Source organism: Acinetobacter sp. 479375, assembly GCF_000581715.1.
Lineage (GTDB): Bacteria > Pseudomonadota > Gammaproteobacteria > Pseudomonadales > Moraxellaceae > Acinetobacter > Acinetobacter ursingii.
Map to the genome: position 1 here is coordinate 43,225 of NZ_JEZN01000014.1, position 23,004 is coordinate 66,228.

Sequence of the window (23,004 nt, forward strand, 5' to 3'; positions counted from 1 at the left end):
TATCTAACTCGAATACTTAAGGTTTGATGAGTCCGTAACGAATGGCAAGATGAGTGAGTTTGACATCACTATCAAGATCCAGTTTTTCAAAAATACGATAACGGTAAGTATTGACTGTTTTCACACTCACAAAAAGCTTATCAGCAATTTCCTGAGCGCTGATACAATTGACCACCATCATCGCAACTTGCATTTCACGTTCTGAAAGTGCATCAAAAGGCGATTGCTGAGTATCTGATAAATAAGAACTGGCTAGTTGTTCAGCAATATCAGCACTGAAATATTTACCGCCTTGCATGACTTTATTAATCGCTCTGACCATCTCGGTAATCGGAGCGCCTTTAGTAATATAGCCTTTGGCACCTGCCTTTAAGAGCAATGAGGGATAGGGTTCTTCTGCCAGTCCACTCACCGCGATAACTTTGGTTTCAGGTGCGGTTTGCAACAAGCGACGTGTAGTTTCGACCCCGCCAATGCCGGGCATATTCACATCAAGTAATACCACTTGAGGGTGTTGTTGACGCACTATGGCAATCGCTTCTTCGCCAGATTCTGCCTGTCCAATCACCTCAACACCAGTTTGATCTTCAAGCATACGACAGATCCCTGTACGTACTAATTCATGATCATCAACCACCAAAACTGTGATCACGCTGGCCTCCTTGGACTAAAAAAGATGTTTTTTTGTTACATAAAGCAAAATTTACTTGCAATGTAATGACAAAATTAGCAATCCTATTCACACAAGTTTGAGAGAATAGTTGTACACACTGCTGCCGTCATTATTTGCATGTCGTGCCTTCAAATGTAAGGCATAATGTAGGTAATAAGCAAATCTGTGTATACCCTGAGTTGAGTAATTGATCGTGAAAAATTCTAAAAAGTCATTAATGCATGTCTTGAGCATGTCTGTTTTGTTTGCACTAAGCTCGGCAAGTTATGCGGAGATTATTGTTAATCCTTCATCGGGGAACGGATCTGCGTCATTAAATTGGTCTTCAGATCAAGCCAGTCAGCTTTTAAATGATGATGGCGAGCTCGAAGCAAGTCCACAAGGTTCAACCAGTATTAGTACAACGGTGCGCAGTAATGGCGCTGCACCAGCCGCGAATACGAATGTTTCAATTTCATCTACCCCGAAAGTCGTGATTCGTGACACGAGTGGCTATGGCTCTCAGCCTTCTGTCAATGCCCGTGCAGCATTGGTGATGGATGCTCAGACGGGTGAAGTACTGTATAGCAAAAATACCAATACAGCCTTTCCTATAGCATCTCTGACTAAACTAATGACGGCTGTGGTGACGTCGGATGCACGTCTCGATATGTCTGAAGAAATCACCTTACAGCAAATCGATTTTGCAGGTGCAGGTGGTAAAAACTCTAGCTCAACGCTACGTGCGGGCGATACCATGAATCGTGCTGAAGTATTGTTGTTTGCTTTAATGAAGTCTGAAAATCCTGCGGCAGCGGCTTTAGCGAGAACTTATCCTGGTGGACGTAGTGCCTTTGTGGCTGCGATGAATGCTAAAGCACGTCAGTTAGGTATGACGTCAACGCATTATGTCGAGTCTACAGGTCTAGATCCGCATAATGTGGCTTCTGCACGTGATCTGGGGATTTTAGCCAGTGCAGCCTCTCAATACGGTTTGATTCGTCAGTTTTCAACGACCCCGACCTATGACTTTAATCTAGGCTATCGCGTACTGAAGTCTAACAACACTAACGCATTAGTGCGCAATGGTGGCTGGAATATCAATCTGTCTAAAACAGGTTATATTAATGAAGCAGGGCGTTGTGTGGTGATGCATACGACTGTGAATTCGCGACCAGCAGTGGTGGTGTTATTAGGTGCATCAAGTTCACAGGCACGTACCAATGATGCAACTAATTTATTGACTTGGTTATCTCAACAACCAAAACGTCTTTAGCAGATTTTAAAAAATTTGATGTCATTTTAAATTTACGATCAATATGTCTATAATAAAAAAACCAGTTGCAAGCAACTGGTTTTTTTATGTCAAATCTAAACTTACATATTGGACAAAATAGAGTCTTTCACTTGAGTCATAGTGGCATCAATCGATAGCATGACGGCATCTGCACATTGTTTGATTGCAGTATCAGGGTCTTTTAAGCCGTTGCCTGTCACTGTACAAACAATTACAGAACCTTCTGCAATTTTACCCGCTTTGATGTCACGAATCGCACCACCAATCGATGCCGCAGAAGCAGGTTCTACAAACACACCTTCATACATAGACAGTAAACGTTGTGCTTCAAGAATTTCGCTATCCTGAAGTTCATCAAACCAGCCTTTAGAATCACGAACCACTGCTTTTGCATGGTTCCAGCTTTGTGGATTACCAATACGAATCGCTGTTGCGACTGTTTCAGGTTGTTCAACAGGTGCGCCACGTAAGAAAGGAGCTGCGCCCGAAGCCTGATAACCCACCATGGTTGGTAAGCCTTCTGGTTTAGGACCTGTGAACTGATCTGTTGCAGCATCATAGATGACTTGTTCAAATTGATCTGCAGGCTGATTCGCCACTGCTTCGGTATAACCCATCCAGTGTGCCGTGATATTACCTGCGTTACCCACTGGCAAGCAGTGATAATCAGGCGCACGACCCAATGCTTCTACAATTTCATAGGCAATGGTTTTTTGACCTTGCAAGCGATAAGGGTTAATCGAGTTAACAATGGTGACAGGAGCTTGGTCAGCCACTTCTTTCACCAGACGCATACCATCGTCAAAGTTACCACGGATTTGCATGGTGATTGCACCATACATCATGGCTTGCGCCATTTTACCCATTGCGATTTTGCCTTCTGGAATTAAGACAAACGCTTTGATGCCTGCACGTGCAGCATACGCCGCTGCCGCCGCAGAAGTGTTACCTGTAGATGCACAGATAATCGCTTTAGAGCCATCTTCAACCGCTTTGGTGACAGCCATGGTCATACCACGGTCTTTGAATGAACCTGTTGGGTTTAAACCTTCATATTTCACATAGATTTCAACATCTTTACCAATCAGACGTGGAATATTCTCTAGTTTAATCAGTGGGGTATTTCCCTCTCCTAAAGAAATAGCACGGGTCGTTGCTGAAACTGGCAAACGGTCACGATAACGATCAACAAGACCGGTATAACGATTGGCATTAGACATGAGATGATGTTCCAAATGTGAGGTAGAGCTGGTGAGAGGGGAGTGACCCTCTCCACCTGTTTAACTATCCAGCGATTCTAAACGAATTCGCACGATTTCGCCATGAATTGCAGGCAAAGCCTGAATTTTGGCAATCGCGTCATCCATTTTTGACTCAACGACGGGGTCAGTTAAGATCACGATCGGGATTAAGTCTTTTAAACGAGATTGTTGCATGATGGCATCGATGCTGATGCCAGCACGACTGAGAATCGTCGTGATATCTGCAAGTACGCCTGTCTGGTCTTCGGCATCGACACGTAGATAATACCCAGTAGTCATTTCTTCGCGATTGAGGATAGGTAAATCTGTCAAAGCTTCAAAAGCCAGTTGAGGAATCGTTCCAGCACCATCTTCGGTATAAGAAATATCGCGTACAATATCCACAATATCCGCAACTACAGCAGAGGCGGTTGGGCCTGCGCCTGCACCTGCACCATAATATAATGTTGGGCCAACTGCATGAGCTTGTACAAGCACTGCATTTTTGACTCCATTGACATTTGCAATCAGTTGTTCTTCTGGAATAAGTGTCGGGTGAACACGAAGTTCAATACCATGTTCAGCACGGCGTGCAATACCGAGGTGTTTAATACGGAAGCCAAGATCTTCTGCGTATTTGACATCCTGTGCGGTAATTTTACTAATCCCTTCGGTATAGACTTTGTCAAACTGTAGCGGAATACCAAATGCACAAGACGCCAGAATCGTCAGCTTATGTGCAGCGTCAATCCCTTCAACGTCAAAAGTTGGATCAGCTTCGGCATAACCGAGTTGTTGAGCTTCTGCGAGCACTTCGGTAAAGGCACGACCTTTATCGCGCATTTCAGTCAGGATAAAGTTACCGGTACCGTTAATAATGCCTGCAAGCCATTCAATACGGTTGGCAGCCAAACCTTCACGAATAACTTTGATAATCGGGATACCGCCTGCAACGGCTGCTTCATAGGCGATCTGAACTGCATTATCTTCAGCAGCTTTAAAGAGTTCATTGCCATGTTCTGCAAGCAGGGCTTTATTGGCAGTCACGACCTGTTTGCCATGCTTGATGGCTTCCATAATCACTTCATATGCAGGATGGATACCGCCCATGACTTCAACAACTACATCAACGTTGGGTTGACGTACGATTTCCATTAAATCTGCACTTTGCTGAATGCCTTCGAGTTCAAGATCGGGACGAGGACGGCGAGTGCCAACATGGGTAATTTGAATTTCACGGCCGGTGCGACGTTTAATTTCAGCGGCGTTTTCTTGTAATAGTTTAAGGGCTCCACCACCCACGGTTCCAAGACCGAGTATTGCCAGACGAACTGGTTTCACGTCACACTCCATACATGCATTAAAAAATAAACAAGGCTAGATCATAGCTAAAAAAAGCGCCAGACTCTAGGGCGAAGTGTGTTTTATCTTCGCCCGGAGTCAAATTTTTATAAGTGATGGGGATTGCTGTGAATATTTATTTTTCCAGTCGTTTTACCAACTCATCTGGTGTGAGATATCCACCCAGATATTGACCATCACTGTTGTAAATTGCAGGCGTTCCATTGACCCCAATATTTAGACCCAGTTGATATTGTTCATGCACCGGGTTTTTACATTGTGGAGCTTGTACCGGTAAGCCTTGAATAGACTGATCAAATGCAGCTTTACGGTCTTCACTACACCAGATCGCTTGCATGGTTGGCATAAATTGTTCACCACGAGGCCATGCAATATAGCGAACTTCAATCCCTTTGCTGGTGATCTCACTGAGATGTTCATGTAATTTGTGGCAATACGGGCAGCTCGAATCGGTAAACACGTAAATCACATGTTTGGCTTTACCATTCGTGGCTGGGTACACAATTAAATCTTCAGTTTTGAGTGCTGCAAATAATTTTTTATTTTCTGAAGATTGCAGTGCATCACCGACATTGGTCAGTTCTTTGTCACCTAAACGAATAACTTCCCCTTGAATAATATATTTGCCGTCATTGGTGGCATACACAGAACTCATGCCTTCCAGATTCACCCAATATAAATTGGGAACTTCGGTCGGTTTGATATCAATGACTTTAGCCTGAATATTGGCTTTTTTAAATTGTTGTTGTAGCGTGGTGATTAAACGTTGCTGGGCATTACGTTCACTGAGCGTTGAGGCTTCACCTGTCGCGGGCGCACTGGCTGTTAAAGTATCTTGTTTTTGTGCTGAGTTTTCTTTAGAGCAAGCTGAAAGGGCAAGAGCTGTTGCCACTGTACATGCTAAAAAAAGACGAGATCGGGTAAACAACATAGACGACCCTTTTATCAAAATTCTAAATCGGAAAGGGCTAAGAATAGCAAAAAAAACAAACAGCCATGTGGTTTATTGCACATCAACTGTAAAAAATAATGGCTAAATTTGTAGAGTTGATCACATTATTTTGAGGGTTAATTAATCATTGTATTTTAACCACGTGGATGATGCTGAGCATGGAGTTGTTGCATACGAACCTGTGCGACATGGGTGTAGATTTGAGTTGTCGATAAATCACTGTGTCCCAACAGCATTTGCACTACACGTAAGTCAGCGCCATGATTAAGCAAATGCGTGGCAAAGGCATGACGCAAGGTATGTGGAGATAAATCGGCTTGAATATTGGCCTGTAAGGCATAACGCTTAATGGCATACCAAAAATTTTGTCGGCTCATAATGCCACCATGTTGAGTGAGAAATAAATAGTCCGTGCTGCTTTTATATAAATGAGGGCGAGATTGCGCAAGATAATGCTCGACCCACTGTGTTGCAAATTGTCCCATGGGAATGAGTCGTTCTTTATTGCCTTTGCCTGTAATACGTAAATAACCCTGTTTTAAATTAATTAAATCCAGCCTTAGATTTAAGAGTTCCGTGACACGTAAGCCACAGGCATATAAAACCTCTAGCATAGCGCGGTCACGAAGTCCTAACGCAGTTTCGGTGTCTGGTGCTTGTATCAGCGCTTCGACATCCTGTTCTGATAAGTCTTTAGGTAAGGCGCGTCCCAGTTTAGGACTTTTATGATTGGCCATCGGATTGTCTGTACGTAATTTTTGCTCACGTAAAAATTTATAAAATTGACGTAATGCGGACAGACAGCGTGCAATGGAACGCGGACTTTTACCAAGTTTGGTCAGTTCAATCATGACCTCCGAGACATCATGACTTGACCAATTGGTCAAATTAACAGCAGATAAACTACCGCACTGGATTAAATCACTTAAATACGCATTGCGCGTATGTGGGCTGACGCTCTGAGCGACCAGATAATCACGAAAACCCTGTAAAAAACTAAATTGTTCAGGGATATTTACAGCCGCAGGAATACGAGGTTTTTTGCTGATAGTCATCTTTTTATCTCTTGCATGATCAGCACTTTAGGTGAAAAGTCACGCGCTGTCGAGCCTCTATTCGGGATGAGAATTGTAATTCTTCCTTATTTGTTAATTATTCTCATTTGACGTTATACTATATAAAAGAGTTCAGGATCAGATGCGGTGCGTTTATCAGAGTTAAAAGTTAAGCAAACTGCCATCATCACCAAGGTCAATCGTACCGTAGATGGCAATGCAGATCAGCAAGACCTTGTCGCAAGTCGCTTGGAAACACTTGGTTTTGTTCCGGGTGAGAAAATTGAAGTCATCACCAAAGGTGTATTTGGAGGAGATCCGATTCTTGTCCAGTTAGGTTTTACGCGCTTTGCGCTGCGTAAAATTGAAGCTGAAAAGATTGAAATTAGCCAGAACGATGGAGTTCCAGCATGAGTGAAGTGCTTCGTGTCGCCCTTGTTGGAAATCCAAACTGCGGTAAAACTTCTCTGTTTAACCAACTGACTGGAACTCGTCAAAAAGTGGCGAACTATGCGGGTGTGACAGTTGAACGCAAAATAGGTTTTTTTGAATTACCTTCAAACAGAACGGTACGGGTATTGGATTTGCCGGGTACCTATAGTTTGACTGCCACCAGTCCTGATGAAGCCATTACCCGTGATGTTTGTTTGGGTAAAATTGAAGGTGAAGAGCAACAGGATGCATTTTTATGCGTGGTCGATGCGACCAACTTGAAGCTGCATTTAGGCTTGGTGCTTGAAGTTTTGGAGCTGGGTCGTCCTGTTCTGGTTGTACTGAACATGATGGATGAAGCGCGTCGTCGTGGAATTCAGGTCAATGCTCAAAAACTCTCTGAGCGTTTGGGTGTTCCAGTCGTTGAAACTGTGGCTGTGCGAAATGCAGGGGTTGAAACCCTTAAAACTGCGCTAGACCAAAATAAGTTTAGTGTGCCGCATACTGAACTCAGTGGTCTCAAAGGTACTCATCACCAGAAAATTGAAACCATTCTGAACGATGTCGTACATTATGTTGATCAGGAAGATAAGCGTTCTGATTTTCTAGATAAAATCTTTTTGCATCCTGTTTTAGGTCTGCTTAGTCTTGCGATCTTGATGTTTGTGGTGTTTCAGGCGGTATTTGCTTGGGCAGCGCCATTCATGGATGGTATTGAAGCATTCTTTGGTTGGTTAGGCGAAGTGGTTGGTAGCTTTATTACTCAACCCTTGCTGCACAGTCTAGTCGTCGATGGAATTATTGCAGGCGCAGGCGCAGTGGCTGTGTTTCTGCCCCAGATTTTGATTTTGTTCTTTTTTATTTTGGTTCTGGAAGAGTCGGGTTATTTACCACGCGCGGCTTTTTTACTCGATAAACTGATGTTTAAAGCAGGCTTGAGTGGTCGGGCGTTTATTCCGCTATTGTCCAGTTTTGCTTGTGCGATTCCTGGCATTATGGCAACGCGGAGTATCAGTGACCCGCGTGATCGTTTTACCACGATTATGGTCGCACCACTGATGACCTGTTCGGCTCGCTTACCTGTCTATGCTTTGCTGATTGGTGCATTTATTCCAAATCAAACGGTCTGGGGTATTTTTAATCTGCAAGGATTGGTGCTTTTTGGTTTATACATGGCAGGAATTTTAAGCGCACTACTGGTTTCATTTGTGATGAAATTCTTTCAAAAAGATAAATCACAGCATGCTTTGTTGATGGAATTGCCTAGTTATCGTTTTCCAAACCTGAAAAGTGTGGGAATTGGTTTATTGGATCGTGCCAAGATTTTCTTGAAGCGTGTTGGTGGCATTATCTTCGCGTTATCAGTGTTGTTGTGGTTTTTATGTACATTTCCACAACCACCAGAAGGTGCGACCTTACCTGCGATTGATTACAGTTTCGCAGGCATGTTAGGACACTTGATTCAGCCTTTGTTTGCGCCTCTTGGTTTTAGTTGGCAAATCTGTATTGCGTTGATTCCAGCGATGGCGGCACGTGAAGTCGTGGTTGCCGCATTGGGAACCGTCTACGCACTTTCAGCGACGGGTGGCGATGATGCGGTTGCGCAAAGTCTCAGTCAGTTAATTAGTGCACCAGATACAGGTTGGTCACTGGCGACAGGCTTGTCATTATTGGTGTGGTTTATCTATGCGCCTCACTGTCTGGCAACTTTGGCGACGGTGCGTCGTGAAACAGGTTCGTGGAAATTTGTGGCGATTATGACGGGTTATTTATTTGGTTTGGCTTATCTGATGTCATTCCTGACCTATCAAATTGCATCACGGTTTTTTATTTAAGGCGTATGTTCTGCGCTCAACGGAGGCTGAAATGATTGAATATTTGATTATTGCGGTGTTGGTGATTTGGAGTGCCTTGGTGGTATTTAAAAAGGTCTTTCCGAAAACATCCAGTGCAACATTTTCTGCGTTGTCGGTCTTTTGTGAACAGCGCGGTTGGCATGTGCTGGCCAAGTGGCTAAAACCTAAAATGTCGGTAGGTTGTGCAGGCGGCTGTGGTTGTTCAAGTGATGACAAGCCGATGATTAAGAATAATGAAGTTAAACCCGTAAAATGGCATTAACGATTGAATGAAGATATTGTGCAAAAAGCCATCAACTTGATGGCTTTTTTACGCGCTGACACAAAAAACGATGAATAAAATGAAAACTGAAAAAGTATTCAAAACTTAGAAATGCTAACATTTTGCATTCAATTCTGGCATCGATATGCGGAGCAAACATGCTAATACAACGGGGCGGATTAAAAGTCGTAGCAGGACTTGGTATTTCAGGGGTGTCTGCTGTGAATTTTCTACATGAACAAGGTTATCGGGTTGCGGTAACTGACTCACGTGAAACACCACCCGGTCATGATCAGATTCCTGCCGAAGTCAAAACCAGTTTTGGTCAACTGGATCTGGAATTGCTCCTACAAGCCGAAGAAATTATTTTAAGTCCAGGGCTTGCGCCGCAACTTCCCGAAATTCAACAGGCCATTGCAAAAGGCATTCCAGTGGTTAGTGATATTCAATTATTACGTCGCGCTACAGATGTGCCGATTGTGGCGATTACAGGTTCAAATGCAAAAAGTACAGTAACAACATTAATTGGGCAAATGTCACAGGATGCAGGGCGTAAGGTTACAGTAGGGGGGAATTTAGGGCGTCCTGCGCTTGATTTACTCAAAGACCAGCCTGAATTAATTGTACTGGAATTATCCAGTTTTCAACTGGAAACCACGTCGAACTTGAATGCGGCTGTGGCAGTTGTGTTGAATATGAGTGAAGATCATTTAGACCGTCATGGTGATATGTTCGGTTACCATAAAGCCAAACATCGTATTTTTCAGGGCGTCAAAAAAGTTGTTTATAACCGCGATGACAGTCTGACTCGACCTTTAGTGCCTGATCAAACGCCGATGCAAAGTTTTGGCTTAAATGCGCCTGATCTTAATCAATACGGCATTTTACGTGAAGATAATGGTACGTTGTGGTTAGCACGAGGTCGTGAACGTTTGATCAAAAGCTCCGAACTGTATATTCAGGGAACGCATAATGTTGCCAATGCACTGGCCTGTCTGGCTCTAGGGGAAGCGATTGGCTTACCACGAGATTCGATGCTAGAGACCTTAAAGCAATTTAAAGGCTTGGAGCATCGCTGTGAATATGTCAAAACCGTGCATGGTGTACGTTATTATAATGACTCCAAAGGAACCAATGTCGGTGCGACACTTGCTGCGATTGATGGTTTGGGTGCCGCGATTGAACCGCAACAAGGCAAAGTGGTGGTGATTTTAGGTGGGCAGGGCAAAAGTCAGGATTTCAGCTTACTTAAAGCTTCGGTGGCTAAATATGTCAAAGCAGCGATCCTGATCGGTGAAGATGCGCCAATACTGCAAACTGCCTTACAGGGTAGTACAGAATTGATTCAGGCACAAAGTTTGAAGCAAGCGGTCGAATTGGCTCAAGCGAAAACAACTGAACATGATGTTGTATTATTATCGCCTGCATGTGCAAGTTTTGATATGTTTACAGGCTATCCAGACCGTGGGTATCAGTTTGTCGCTTGTGTAAATACACTGGTTTAATCAGAACAAAAAATAAGGAAGATGCGATGGCTGGCTTTGCTCAGACAACCATAACCAAACTTAATCAGCTCTATGATCGCTGGATCCCCAAATTTCCTGCGGAAATGACTGCTAGAAATTTGCTGATTTTCTGTGTGGTATGTTTGTTGTGTATCGGCTCGGTTATGGTGGCTTCTGCTTCCATGCCTTATGCTGAATATATGCATGAAAATCCATTTCATTACGTGGTTCGTCATGCAATCTCGATTGCCAGTGCAGCAGTCATTGCTTATTTGGTCTACAAGGTTCCACTCAATCTCTGGTTTAGAAACACTTTTCCTTTGTGGTTGATTACGATTGTACTGCTACTGGCGGTATTGGTGATTGGTACAGAAGTGAATGGCTCCAAGCGCTGGATTCGATTGGCAGGTTTTACTTTGCAGCCGACAGAAGTGGCGAAAGTGATGATGGCTATTTTTACCGCTGATTATGTGGTACGCCGTGCCAAAGAAGTCCGTACCCATTGGAAAGGCCTAGTGCGCTTGAGTGGAATTATGGCGATTACTGTCGGTTTGATTATTGCCGAGCCTGATTTGGGCGCGACAGTGGTTATTGTCCTGATGATGGTGGGGATCTTCTTTTTGGCAGGGGCGCCGCCTACTCAGTTTGCCATTATGCTCGGTGCGGTATTGATGGGAATTGGTTTCCTGATCGTATTTGAGCCATATCGAATGGCACGTGCACTTTCTTTCACCAATCCGTGGGCAGATCCCTTAGGAACGGGTTATCAGTTGTCCAATGCCCTAATGGCTTTTGGACGTGGTGAATGGTTTGGAACAGGTCTGGGGCATAGTGTTCAAAAACTTTCTTATTTACCTGAAGCCCATACAGACTTTATGCTGGCGGTATTAGGCGAAGAATTTGGTTTTGTGGGTATTTCGCTGGTCATGGTTTTGTCTTTTGGCATGTTGGCTTGTTGTATCAAGATTGGACATCGCGCGTTAAAACACAATTTCTTGCGTGCAGGTTATCTGGCATACGGCATCAGTATTATTTTCCTGCTTCAGATTCTGGTGAATGCAGGCATGAATATGGGCTTAATGCCGACCAAAGGTTTAACGCTACCTTTTATTAGTTATGGAGGAACATCGCTGATGATGTGTGCCGCCATGATCAGTTTGGTGCTTAAAATTGATTCTTCTACTCAGCAAGTTAACCCAAACCGAGAAGAATCCAATTTCTAATGATTGAACAGCAAGACCAATCAACCCAGATGAAATCTGGGTTTTTTATGGGTTAAAGGAAGGTGCCGCTCAGTTCGGTCTGATGCGGAATCTGGTCAATATTCCATTGAGCCACTGCTTGTTTTAGCATATTTGAAGGGATATCTAGCTCAACAGGTGATTGGTGTAATGCTTCGATTGCTTGTGCTAATAATAAGGATGCCTGTTTTAGATCGAGTGCCTGTGCCAGATTTTGTTTGGAAAGCTTTTGACCATTGGCATTCATGGCTAAAGGCAGATGCATATAGCTTAAACGCGGATAACCGAGTAACTGACCTAACCAGATTTGCCGTTCGGTATTATCGAGCAAATCTGCGCCGCGAACAATGTGTGTAATACCTTGCAAATAATCATCCACGACCACAGCCAGTTGATAATTAATAATGCCATCACGGCGTTTTAGCACAAAATCGCCCAAATCGTGTTGGAGATGACTGCAATGTTGACCTTGCAAACGGTCATTAAAACAGATGCATTCGTCATTCACCTTAACCCGAATTGCCTGATCGTTAAAATCCAGATTAAGATTGCGACATGTACCCTGATAAATGGCATTTGAACCCAGCATTTTTCGGGTACATTGGCAGGCATAAACCAAATGTTGCTGTTTGAGTTGTTCAATGACTTGTTCGTAGATTGGCAAACGTTGACGCTGAAAAATAATCTCGCCATCTACTTCAAAACCAAAAGCAGCAATGCTGTTTAGAATATGTGTTTCACTATCAGGATAGATGCGTGGGATATCAGTATCTTCGATCCGAACTAGCCAAGTTCCCTGTTGTGATTTGGCATCACAATAACTGGCGACGGCGGTAATCAGTGAACCAAAATGTAGAGGACCTGTTGGAGAGGGCGCAAAGCGACCAATGTAGTGGCTACGCGAAACATGAGTATCGACGCTGTTTCGTTGTGGCACAAAAGCCGAGCATTGCTCGGCTGTGTTGTCATTCACGGTCATGGTTAGCCGTTATTTTGCTTCTCTTTGATTTCAGCAAGTGTTTTGCAGTCGATACATTGAGTCGCGGTTGGACGTGCTTCAAGACGACGCAGACCAATTTCAATACCACACGTTTCACAGTAGCCATAATCGCCTGATTTGATGTCTTCTAGCGATTGCTCGATCTTACGAATCAGTTTACGTTCACGGTCACGGGTACGCAGTTCAATTGCGAACTCTTCTTCTTGTGTCGCGCGGTCATTGACGTCTGGTAGTGCTGTAGATTCGTCTTGCATGGTGTTCAGGGTACGATCTACTTCAGACATCAATTCTGCTTTCCATGCCTGAAGAATTTTACGGAAGTGCTCAAGTTGCCCATCCGACATGTATTCTTCGTTTTTCTTTGGTTGATAAGGTTCAATACCAAATAAACTTGCAGTGGTGCCCCCTTCAGCAGCCTTTGGCTTTGCTTTACGCGGACGTTTTGCTGCGGTTTTATCACCGTCTAAAACATCGGTGTTTTCGTCCAAGACCTGGTTTTGGTTGTCATTCGCCATATAGGGCATTCCTCATCATACACGTACTATCTATACGCAAAAAATATGGTGGTATGCAAGTGTTTTTTATTCCATCCCGTCGGCGTATTTTCGATCGGGGTCGTCATCATATAGATTTTTTTTGCAAGATGATAGTCATCTGAGACGGCTTTTCGTTGCAAAGCTTTTCTACAGAGTGAAGAACATAATCCAAAACGAAAAAAATAGAAAGTTAATAGCCTGATATTTCTGTATTTATAAGGTGGTTGATGTGCTCCAGACGTTGCACCACAGTTTCAAACGTTCCGTTTGTTTTAAGTTTCATGACACGATAACCGGGTGCAACTGCATCAAGCGCAAATTGCTCGCTACACGGCTTAAATTGCACACTGGTCGATGGGGTAGATAAGCATTCAATATGTTGCCAAAAATTGCTCGAATTCTGATGCACATGACCATACAAAATCGCTTTCACTTGCTTAAAGCGTTCCAGTAAATTAAATACAGCCTGACTATTTTTAAGTTTGTGTTGATCGATCCATTTGGAATGCATCTCAAAGGGATGATGATGGCACGCTAAAATAGTGGGATGAGCTTGATGTTGTTCCAGTAAATCAGTCAATTGTTCAAGTTGAGATGTAGAAACCAAACCATCGACCCGGTTGCTGACCGCAGTATTCAATAAAATAATACGCCAGTTGCCTAATTCGATTAAAACAGGCTGTTGAGGGTTTTCTTGATGAAAAGGAAAGTATTTTTCATCGTCATGATTTCCTGGGGTATGGAAAAAAGGAATCCCCAACTGCTGCATAAAATGCAGATAACGTTGATAGGTTTTAGGTCTTGGTGCTTGTGCCAAATCACCTGTATGAATAATGGCATCAGCTTGCGGATAATGTTGTTGAATGTGAGTCATCACTTCATGAAAACTTTGTTCAGGATTCATACCAACAAACTCGTGCTCAGGTTGTTCGAGCAAATGCGTGTCCGTGATTTGAATCAGGACATATTCTTGAGCTGAAGTTGGCACAACCTGAAAACTCACGGATTACCCCTTAGTATTTTTTGTCATTTTAATTTTTTGATTTAACCATTGTAACGCCATAATCACAGGCGCATTTTTGAGACGACCATGAGCAAAAAGCGGCTGTAACTGGTGATAGTCAAAAATATGCAATTGAATATTTTCGCCCTCATCCGCAAGACCATGTACACCACCATGCTCTGGTAAGTCAGTCTCAGCAGCATAAAGATGAAACACTTCAGAACATGCGCCAGCCGATGGATAGAAGCTAAATAAATGCTCGAGTTCATCAATCTGACAACCAGACTCTTCCAGACTTTCACGACGGATACAGCTTTCAGGGGATTCATCACCATCCAAAACCCCAGCAATGATTTCAAGTTGCCATGGGGAATCTGGATCATCGATTGCACCGACTCGAAATTGCTCAATCAAGGCAAATCGTTGTTGTGCATCATTATAAAGCAGAACGCCTGCGGCTGTCTTGCGCTGGATGAGTTCTCTTTGAATTTGAGGAATAAAATCATTTTGATTAAACATGCGGTGTTGCAGGCTGACTTTTTCAACCTGTACAAATCCACGGAACACATATTCACGTGAATGAATCTTTACATCTTGCTGAGAAAAAGTAGCGTGTTCAACGATGTCCATAGGTCAAAATTAGGATGAAATACAAGTATTTCATCCTAACCGAGATCAAATTAAACACAAACGCTTTTTTGGTCCCTTTAAACTTTCTGGTATAGTTTTTGACCATTTTCGTGATAAGCGGTTTTCATGGCTTTGAGACCTGCTTCAACTTCTGAATCTTCAGATGTCGAGGATGCCGCATGGCTTAAGTTTTGAGCATAATCACGCACATTCTGGGTGATTTTCATAGAGCAAAACTTAGGGCCGCACATCGAGCAGAAATGTGCTGACTTATGTGCTTCTTTTGGCATGGTTTCATCGTGCATGCTACGCGCCGTATCTGGATCAAGTGCCAGATTAAACTGATCTTCCCAACGGAACTCAAAACGTGCTTTAGACAGAGCATTATCACGCGCTTGCGCACCCGGATGACCTTTGGCTAAATCCGCTGCATGCGCTGCAATTTTATAAGTAATAATGCCATCTTTAACATCTTTCTTATTTGGCAAGCCGAGATGTTCTTTCGGTGTGACATAGCACAACATCGCTGTCCCATACCAACCAATCATGGCTGCACCAATCGCAGAAGTAATATGGTCATAGCCCGGTGCAATGTCAGTCGTCAAAGGGCCAAGCGTATAAAATGGCGCTTCTTTGCAGACTTCAAGCTGTAAATCCATATTTTCCTTGACCATATGCATTGGCACATGTCCCGGGCCTTCAATCATGACTTGCACATCATGTTCCCATGCGCGATGAGTGAGTTCACCTAGTGTTTTTAATTCTGAAAATTGAGCTTCGTCGTTGGCGTCCTGAATACAACCCGGACGCAAGCCATCGCCTAGACTAAAGGATACGTCATAGGCTTTCATGATTTCACAGATTTCATCAAAATGTGTATACAGGAAGTTTTCCTGATGATGTGCCAGACACCACTGTGCCATAATTGAACCACCACGGGAGACGATGCCTGTCAAACGATTGGCAGTCATTGGAACATAGCGTAATAGAACGCCAGCATGAATGGTGAAATAATCCACGCCCTGTTCAGCTTGTTCAATTAAGGTATCCTTAAAAATTTCCCAATTCAGGTCTTCTGCGACACCATTGACTTTTTCTAAGGCTTGGTAGATTGGCACTGTTCCGATTGGTACAGGTGAATTGCGGATAATCCATTCACGGGTTTCATGAATATTTTTACCTGTCGATAAATCCATGATGGTATCTGCACCCCAACGGGTTGCCCAAGTCATTTTTGCGACTTCTTCATCAATGGATGAACCGAGTGCCGAGTTACCGATATTGGCATTGATCTTGACCAGAAAATTACGTCCGATAATCATCGGTTCACATTCTGGATGGTTAATATTGGCAGGAATAATCGCGCGTCCTTCAGCCACTTCCTGACGGACAAACTCAGGCGTAATTTCGGTTAAGTTTTTGGCACCAAAGTTTTGTCCTGCGTGTTGGCGCATATCAACACCTTCACGTTGACGCTGATTTTCACGAATCGCGATATATTCCATTTCAGGGGTAATAATGCCTTGTTTAGCATAATGCATCTGGGTGACATTTTTACCTGTTTTGGCGCGGCGTGGGTTTTGAATATGGGCAAAGCGAATTTCAGCGGTGCGAATATCTTTTAGACGCTCTTGACCAAATGTTGAAGTCAAACCAGAGAGTACATCGGTATCCTGACGCTCTTCAATCCAGGTTTGACGTACAGACGGCAAACCTTGATTCAAATCAATCTGAATATTCGGGTCGGTATACACGCCAGAAGTGTCATACACAATAACAGGTGGATTATGTTCACCACCTAGACCTGTTGGAGTATCGGTAAGGGCAATTTCACGAAAAGGAACTTGGATATCCGAACGCGAACCCTGAATATACACTTTACGTGAAGCAGGTAAAATGCGGGTGAGATCTTTGGCATCTTGTTCATGTTGTGCTGTTGCTTGTGCATATTTTGTGGGTGCATCAGCAGGGGAAAGATTCGTTAATTGGTTCATCGCTTTAATCCTTTGGCAGAACAATTACGAATCAAGCAACCAAAAAACGGAAATTAACTGATCGAAACAGATCAATAGCATATAAAAGTTTTTTAGATGGCTTGATTCCTACGCAGGTCTTAACCTGATCAGGTTCAACGGTACTTGGGATCAAATCTAGTCAAAGTGTAGATTTACCCAATCTCAGCGAGTGATTACTCGCGCTCCGTCAAGCATGCTTAAATACTAACATGGATTGACTACAATTCCCCACACCCTACGGATTGTATTTTTAACTGGTTTTTCTTAGTCTTAGTGGGCAACTTTTTCAGGATTGATATACGTTTCATGGCCATAAAAAAAATACTGCTCATGACCAGTTTATGTGGTGTTTCCATTTCGAGCTTTGCACTTGATTTAGTCCAAGCTTATGATCGTGCCAAGAAAAATGATCCTGCATGGCAGGCCAATGTATATCAATTCGAAGCAGATAAGCTCAATCTGGGGTTGGCCACAGGTAATTTGCTCCCCACTGTGACGCTCACAGGAAATATCACTCGTAATCATCAAACCACCAAACGTGGAGATTTTGGCGACTTAGGTGGTATAGAAGGTTCAGAAGAATTTTCCAATGCATTAATTAGTAATACTTCAACCCAAAAGCAAATTGCCTTAAATGCACGTCAACCTCTATTTCGTGTTGATGCTTGGGAAGGTTATAAACAGGTCAAGACATCGGTTTTACTCAGTGAAGTCACTTTAAAATTACAAAAACAAGAACATGTCTTAAATGTTGCACAGGCTTATTTTGATGTTTTACGACAACAATCTTTAACGGCTGCATATTTGCAGGAAGAAAAAGCTCTGCTTGAACAACTGAATATGATGAATGCCAAACTCACAGAGGGTTTAGTGGCACGTAGTGACGTCAGTGAGGCGGATGCACAATATCAAAATGCCCGTGCTAATCGGATTGGGGGACAAGTTCAGTTAATGTTGGCTCAAGAGAAACTTAGCCAGTTTATTGGCACCTATCAAAATGAAAAACTGGCTGTGTTAACGGATGATTTTCAGTTTCAAAGGCCGTATCCAGCGCAAATGGATGCTTGGCTGACCTTAGCGCAAAGCCAAAATTTATCGATTCAACAGGCACGCTTACAACAACAATATGCCGATGATGCTCGCCGTGTGGAAAAAGCGGCCATTTATCCACAGATTGATGCGGTTGCCAGTTATGGTTATACCAAACAAACCCCAGAAACCCTGATTTCCAATGATGGCAAGTTTGACCAGATTGGGGTGGAAATGAACTGGAATCTCTTTAATGGTGGACGAACTCGAACCTCAATAAAAAAAGCACAAATGGAACTGAGTAAAGCCCAGTTTCAGCTTGATTCAGCCAAACGTAATGCTGCGGTTGAAGTTAAACAAGCCTTTATGCAAGTACAAACCGACCAAGCCAAATTACAAGCACGAAAAGCAGCGATGGATTCTGCCGAGCTGGTCTCTCGTTCATCAAAAGCCAGTTATAACGAAGGTTTGAAAACCATGGTAGATGTACTTTTGGCACAGCGTAATGCCTTTAATGCCAGACAGGATTATTTGAATGCACAATACGACTATATCCTGAATGTACTCAAATTAAAGGCATCTGTGGGACAATTAAATGAAAATGATTTGGTCGAGTTGAATCGCTGGTTGGTCTACAAAACGCAATAAAACGGCTAAAAAATAGTTTTTGTCATAAAACTTTCATGATGGATATGTTTTAATCACAGTCTATCTTGTTCGTTGACCCAATTTGTGTGGGAGGCTCCCTTGAGTCCAAGTAATCCTGTGTTAAGTCATCATATTTCTTCGCAATTCAATGAAGACTTGCAAGACGTCAACACTAAATTTATGACCATGGGTGGCTTGGTCGAACAACAGGTAGCCAATGCAATCCATGCTCTCTTGGATACCGATGTCAATATGGCACTTGATGTGCAGTTTAAAGACAATACGGTGAATCAATACGAACGTGATATCGATGAAGGTCTTACCTTGATCTTGGCACGTCGTCATCCCGCTGCGATTGACTTGCGTATGGTGATTGCCATGAGTAAAGCCAATACCGATTTGGAGCGTATTGGTGATGAAGCTGCTAAAATTGCCCGAATTGCCCAAAATCTGTGTGAAGAGGGGGGGTCACCGCGCGGTTATATGGAAACCCGACATATTGGTAATCAGGTTCGCGTCATGATACATGATGCGCTGGATGCTTTTGCACGTTTGGATGCAGAGCAGGCATTGCAGGTGTTACTCGCAGATGCCGATATCGATCGTGAATATCAGTCTGCAACCCGAACCTTGATGACGTATATGATCGAAGATCCACGTCATATTTCCCGTGTGATTAATGTGATGTGGGTATTACGCTCATTAGAGCGTATTGGTGATCATGCCCGTAATATTGCGGAACAAGTGATTTATATTGCCAAAGGTTTAGATGTCCGTCATACCCGAATCGAAGAAATCGAAGAACAAGTTCATCGCGGATAAAATATTCCAAAGATTTTACCTAAGAAAAAGACCTTGAAATCATTCAAGGTCTTTTTTATTGAGCTGTATGCCGAGATGCTATCTGACATTCTTTCGGTGATTTGGTGATGCTTCACAGCAAATATTTAAGATTCATCTACTTTTTACTGATGATTGTTTTAATTCACTGGCAAGGACAAATTGCGCTAGAAATAAAATGGATAAATTACCTAAGCAAAACGCATAAAAAAATCCCAGATTTCTTGGGGGGAGAAATCTGGGAAGAAAACATCGTAAGGCTGCATTGGGGGATGCTTATTGCCTTGCTATGGGATAAGTATATTAAGAAAAATTGAAAGAATCATGCAGAGTCTTGTGAGGCTATGTAATGTTATATGTCGCTGTGTAAGAAACGTAAAAGTAGTCACGGGACTACTTTTACAGGTATGCGAACTTCATTATTCTTATCTTAAGGGAAACTAAAGCGATGCTTTAATTCACGTACTACGAGAATTCACGTACTACGAGCATAGCTCTTGGTCTTGCGCAAGGGCAGAGCGTTGCTCTGCTTATCCTTGCTCAGGCTTCCAGCCTTCGGCTTTTTCTACGCTTTCATCATTGTTGAAAAACTTTTCACGCTGTTCTTCCAGAAACTTTTTGGCTTCTGGCTCAAACACATTTAAGCGTTTTTCATTAATCAAAGTAGTTTGGTGTTGCAACCATTCTTGCCAAGCTTGCTTGGAAACATGTTCAAATAGCTCCTGACCTTTGGCTCCCGGAAAAGGTGCGAAGTCCAGACCTTCCATTTCTTTTTGATATTTAATACAAAATACTTGACGGCTCATGAGATTTCCTTAAGCGTAAAGTTGTTCAAGACGTTTTTCGGCACGTGCAATCGCAGCAGTCACCTGTTTTGGAGAAGTTCCCCCAATATGGTCACGTGCATTCACAGAGGCTTCTAGCGTTAATGCTTTATCAAATACATCGGCACTAATTAAATCTGAGAATTGCTGAAGTTGTTCAAGGCTCAGTTCAGATAAGTCTTTATCTTCCTGCACACCTAGGGCCACAGCTTTACCCACAATTTCATGGGCATCACGGAACGCCACGCCTTTTTTCACCAGATAATCTGCAAGATCAGTGGCAGTTGAAAAACCACGTAATGCAGCTTCACGCATAATTTCAATATTGGGAACCAGTGCAGGAACCATATCTGCAAATGCCATGAGTGAACCACGGACGGTATCAATTGCATCAAACAGCGGTTCTTTGTCTTCCTGATTGTCTTTGTTATAGGCCAATGGTTGACCTTTCATCAGCGTTAATAGGCTGATCAAATCACCAAATACACGACCTGATTTACCACGAATTAACTCTGGTACATCTGGATTTTTCTTCTGCGGCATAATTGATGAACCTGTACAGAAGCGATCTGGAATATTCACAAATTTAAATTGAGCAGACGTCCATAAAATCAATTCTTCTGACATGCGTGACAAATGCATCATAATTAAGGCTGCCGCAGCATTAAATTCAATGGCAAAATCACGATCAGAAACGGCATCCAGTGAATTTTCAGACACAGCTTCAAAACCTAAAAGTTCAGCAGTATAAGCACGATCAATCGGGTAGGTGGTTCCTGCCAGTGCCGCAGACCCTAATGGCATACGATTAACCCGTTTACGGCAATCCTGTAAACGCTCTGTATCACGAATCAACATTTCAAACCATGCCAATAAATGATGACCAAAAGTCACAGGCTGCGCGGTTTGCAAATGGGTGAAACCTGGCATAATGGTCTGAGTGTTTGTTGCTGCCAAGCCGAGTAGCCCTTTTTGTAAGCGCTGCAAAATCGATAGAATATCGTCAATTTCATCGCGCAGATATAAACGAATATCTGTGGCGACCTGATCGTTACGGCTACGACCCGTATGGAGTTTTTTACCTGTAATTCCAATGCGTTGAGTCAGACGAGACTCAATATTCATATGCACATCTTCTAAGTCGATACGCCACTCAAACTGACCTGCTTCAATTTCAGATTGAATCGCAGTTAAGCCCTGAATAATGTCGTCACGTTCAGCCTCGGTGAGTACCCCGACTTTGGCCAACATCGTGGCATGTGCAATTGAACCTGCAATATCCTGCTTATAAAAACGTTGGTCAAATTGTACAGATGCGGTAAATTCAGCAACAAACGCATCTGTCGCTTCACTAAAGCGACCGCCCCACATACCAGAGGTCTGGTTCTGGGCAGATGAATGAGGGGAATTTGAAGATGTGGTCATGTCGGCTCGATAAAAAAAAGCGAAAAATAAAAAAGAGTATATCAAATTCCTCAAGGCTTGCCGATGCCCAGAATTCAATGGATTTAGCTCGACACAATCACCTATCGGGCAGGTCCTTTTTTTTTAGCAAAATTGGTCAATGGCAACATTTATTGGAGTTAATGGTCGCCAGTAATGTACTGGCCATGGTGCTGGCGCTAGCTGAGGCGGGTTCATGGCAGGCTTTACAAGGCTTGCGATTATTACAATACGTTTTTTTTATCAATTGGGTGGTGTTGTCTTTTTCAGCGATTCTGGATCGGTTTCAGGATTTTTTTAATCGTATTAATCAAGTGACTGCGTTACTGATTGGCTTTATTTTATTGCAAGTCATTGTGGTCTTAACCACGTGCATTGCCAACGTGCTACAACATTGGGGTAGTTATTTCAGTTTACATCAGTTTAATCGCGATCTGTTATTGGCAGGTGTGGGCATGCATTTAAGTTATGGCATTTTGCTCGGCGCGTTTTGCCTGCGTTATATGTATGTGCGTGATCAATGGTTAAATCAACAATACAGTGAACTGAATGCCCGCATACAAGCCATGCAAGCGCGGATTCATCCACATTTTCTGTTCAATAGTTTAAATAGTGTGGTTAGCTTAATCAGTCTGGATCCAGATAAAGCAGAAAACATGTTGATCAGTTTGTCTAAACTGTTTCGTGCCAGTTTGCAGCAACTTAAATTGGTTAGTTTGAATGATGAAATTGAACTTTGTCGACAATATTTATTTATCGAACAAATTCGATTAGGTGATCGATTTCATGTGGAGTGGAAAATTCCGTATAGTGTTCAACAACTTAAAACCATACAAATTCCATTGTTGACCTTGCAGCCTTTGCTTGAAAATAGTATTTTTCATGGAGTTGAGAAAATCGGTGGAGCATGTCAAATTGGTGTATTGGTTGAAATATTGCAAAATCAAGTCAGTATAGTCATTACCAATCCATACAGTCACGATACAATAAAAAGCAGAGAAGGACACGGTATTGCTATAGACAATGTGAAACAGCGTCTTCGGGCGTATTATGGAAATACGGTCAAGTTTCAAACCTATAGCGCACGTGGGTTATATACCACGGTGGTGAGTTACCGATATCAGACAAACAATAATAAGTCAGGGTTAACCGATTAAAAATGAATTAAACCAGTTAACGCG

General features: G+C 42.9%; 21 protein-coding genes and 1 riboswitch. Of the genes, 9 read left to right on the forward strand and 12 right to left on the reverse strand.

Annotated elements, in window-relative coordinates:
• Window positions 1-16 precede the first annotated feature (16 nt).
• Complete coding sequence (locus tag J500_RS11805; protein ID WP_004995355.1) at window positions 17-652, reverse strand: response regulator; 636 nt, start codon at window positions 650-652, stop codon at window positions 17-19.
• Window positions 653-866: 214 nt separating this feature from the next.
• Here J500_RS11805 and pbpG point away from each other — a divergent pair, with 214 nt between their 5' ends.
• Window positions 867-1,928, forward strand: a complete 1,062-nt coding sequence (gene pbpG / locus J500_RS11810) for a D-alanyl-D-alanine endopeptidase PBP7/8 (protein ID WP_080633167.1) — start codon at window positions 867-869, stop codon at window positions 1,926-1,928.
• Window positions 1,929-2,029: 101 nt separating this feature from the next.
• On the opposite strand, the gene thrC is transcribed toward pbpG, so the two are convergent.
• From thrC to xerD, 4 genes are all read right to left on the reverse strand, one after another.
• Complete coding sequence (gene thrC / locus J500_RS11815; protein ID WP_004995351.1) at window positions 2,030-3,169, reverse strand: threonine synthase; 1,140 nt, start codon at window positions 3,167-3,169, stop codon at window positions 2,030-2,032.
• Between the two features lie 60 nt (window positions 3,170-3,229).
• On the reverse strand, window positions 3,230-4,531 hold the full coding sequence (locus tag J500_RS11820; protein WP_034699774.1) for a homoserine dehydrogenase: 1,302 nt from the start codon (window positions 4,529-4,531) through the stop codon (window positions 3,230-3,232).
• Window positions 4,532-4,667: 136 nt separating this feature from the next.
• Window positions 4,668-5,483 (reverse strand): DsbC family protein, encoded by an 816-nt coding sequence (locus J500_RS11825; protein ID WP_004995346.1) that lies wholly within the window; start codon window positions 5,481-5,483, stop codon window positions 4,668-4,670.
• A 155-nt stretch (window positions 5,484-5,638) separates the two neighbouring features.
• Window positions 5,639-6,559 carry a site-specific tyrosine recombinase XerD gene (xerD, locus tag J500_RS11830; RefSeq protein ID WP_004995343.1) on the reverse strand — a complete coding sequence of 307 codons (921 nt, stop codon included), beginning with the start codon at window positions 6,557-6,559 and terminating at the stop codon, window positions 5,639-5,641.
• Window positions 6,560-6,706: 147 nt separating this feature from the next.
• Between xerD and J500_RS11835 the strand changes: the two genes are divergently transcribed.
• The 5 genes from J500_RS11835 to ftsW all read left to right on the forward strand — a co-directional run bounded on the left by J500_RS11835 (window position 6,707) and on the right by ftsW (window position 11,837).
• Window positions 6,707-6,973 carry a FeoA family protein gene (locus J500_RS11835; protein ID WP_004995342.1) on the forward strand — a complete coding sequence of 89 codons (267 nt, stop codon included), beginning with the start codon at window positions 6,707-6,709 and terminating at the stop codon, window positions 6,971-6,973.
• Entirely contained in the window at window positions 6,970-8,826 is a 1,857-nt protein-coding gene (gene feoB, locus J500_RS11840; RefSeq protein ID WP_004995341.1) for a ferrous iron transporter B, read from the forward strand. Before J500_RS11835 ends, feoB begins: the two co-directional genes overlap by 4 nt.
• 31 nt (window positions 8,827-8,857) lie before the next feature.
• Window positions 8,858-9,109, forward strand: coding sequence for a DUF6587 family protein (locus J500_RS11845; protein WP_004995339.1), 252 nt, complete (start codon window positions 8,858-8,860; stop codon window positions 9,107-9,109).
• Window positions 9,110-9,267: 158 nt separating this feature from the next.
• The gene (gene murD / locus J500_RS11850) at window positions 9,268-10,614 is read left to right on the forward strand and encodes a UDP-N-acetylmuramoyl-L-alanine--D-glutamate ligase (RefSeq protein WP_034699779.1); all 1,347 of its coding nucleotides are present in this window, start codon (window positions 9,268-9,270) and stop codon (window positions 10,612-10,614) included.
• Window positions 10,615-10,640: 26 nt separating this feature from the next.
• The gene (gene ftsW, locus J500_RS11855) at window positions 10,641-11,837 is read left to right on the forward strand and encodes a putative lipid II flippase FtsW (RefSeq protein ID WP_004995335.1); all 1,197 of its coding nucleotides are present in this window, start codon (window positions 10,641-10,643) and stop codon (window positions 11,835-11,837) included.
• A gap of 52 nt (window positions 11,838-11,889) precedes the next feature.
• On the opposite strand, the gene gluQRS is transcribed toward ftsW, so the two are convergent.
• The 5 genes from gluQRS to thiC all read right to left on the reverse strand — a co-directional run bounded on the left by gluQRS (window position 11,890) and on the right by thiC (window position 17,018).
• Entirely contained in the window at window positions 11,890-12,834 is a 945-nt protein-coding gene (gene gluQRS / locus J500_RS11860) for a tRNA glutamyl-Q(34) synthetase GluQRS (protein WP_004995332.1), read from the reverse strand.
• A 2-nt stretch (window positions 12,835-12,836) separates the two neighbouring features.
• Window positions 12,837-13,370 (reverse strand): RNA polymerase-binding protein DksA, encoded by a 534-nt coding sequence (dksA, locus tag J500_RS11865; RefSeq protein WP_004995330.1) that lies wholly within the window; start codon window positions 13,368-13,370, stop codon window positions 12,837-12,839.
• A 211-nt stretch (window positions 13,371-13,581) separates the two neighbouring features.
• A complete protein-coding gene (cpdA, locus tag J500_RS11870; RefSeq protein WP_004995328.1) occupies window positions 13,582-14,394 on the reverse strand; it encodes a 3',5'-cyclic-AMP phosphodiesterase in 813 nt (270 codons plus the stop codon).
• Window positions 14,395-14,397: 3 nt separating this feature from the next.
• On the reverse strand, window positions 14,398-15,024 hold the full coding sequence (locus tag J500_RS11875; RefSeq protein WP_004995327.1) for an NUDIX domain-containing protein: 627 nt from the start codon (window positions 15,022-15,024) through the stop codon (window positions 14,398-14,400).
• Window positions 15,025-15,101: 77 nt separating this feature from the next.
• On the reverse strand, window positions 15,102-17,018 hold the full coding sequence (gene thiC / locus J500_RS11880; RefSeq protein WP_004995326.1) for a phosphomethylpyrimidine synthase ThiC: 1,917 nt from the start codon (window positions 17,016-17,018) through the stop codon (window positions 15,102-15,104).
• An 88-nt stretch (window positions 17,019-17,106) separates the two neighbouring features.
• A riboswitch (TPP riboswitch) is annotated at window positions 17,107-17,236 on the reverse strand.
• A gap of 133 nt (window positions 17,237-17,369) precedes the next feature.
• Between thiC and J500_RS11885 the strand changes: the two genes are divergently transcribed.
• Together J500_RS11885 and phoU are read left to right on the forward strand one after the other, a co-directional pair.
• The gene (locus tag J500_RS11885) at window positions 17,370-18,716 is read left to right on the forward strand and encodes a TolC family outer membrane protein (protein ID WP_373866489.1); all 1,347 of its coding nucleotides are present in this window, start codon (window positions 17,370-17,372) and stop codon (window positions 18,714-18,716) included.
• Window positions 18,717-18,815: 99 nt separating this feature from the next.
• Window positions 18,816-19,538 carry a phosphate signaling complex protein PhoU gene (phoU, locus tag J500_RS11890; RefSeq protein WP_004995324.1) on the forward strand — a complete coding sequence of 241 codons (723 nt, stop codon included), beginning with the start codon at window positions 18,816-18,818 and terminating at the stop codon, window positions 19,536-19,538.
• 548 nt (window positions 19,539-20,086) lie between these two features.
• Here the strand turns inward: phoU and J500_RS11900 are convergent.
• The gene (locus J500_RS11900) at window positions 20,087-20,362 is read right to left on the reverse strand and encodes an oxidative damage protection protein (RefSeq protein WP_004995323.1); all 276 of its coding nucleotides are present in this window, start codon (window positions 20,360-20,362) and stop codon (window positions 20,087-20,089) included.
• A 9-nt stretch (window positions 20,363-20,371) separates the two neighbouring features.
• Entirely contained in the window at window positions 20,372-21,805 is a 1,434-nt protein-coding gene (argH, locus tag J500_RS11905) for an argininosuccinate lyase (protein WP_004995322.1), read from the reverse strand.
• On the opposite strand from argH, the gene J500_RS11910 reads away from it, so the two are divergent.
• On the forward strand, window positions 21,796-22,980 hold the full coding sequence (locus tag J500_RS11910) for a sensor histidine kinase (protein ID WP_034699790.1): 1,185 nt from the start codon (window positions 21,796-21,798) through the stop codon (window positions 22,978-22,980). The two genes, argH and J500_RS11910, sit on opposite strands and share 10 nt — an antisense overlap.
• The last annotated feature ends 24 nt before the right edge of the window (window positions 22,981-23,004 follow it).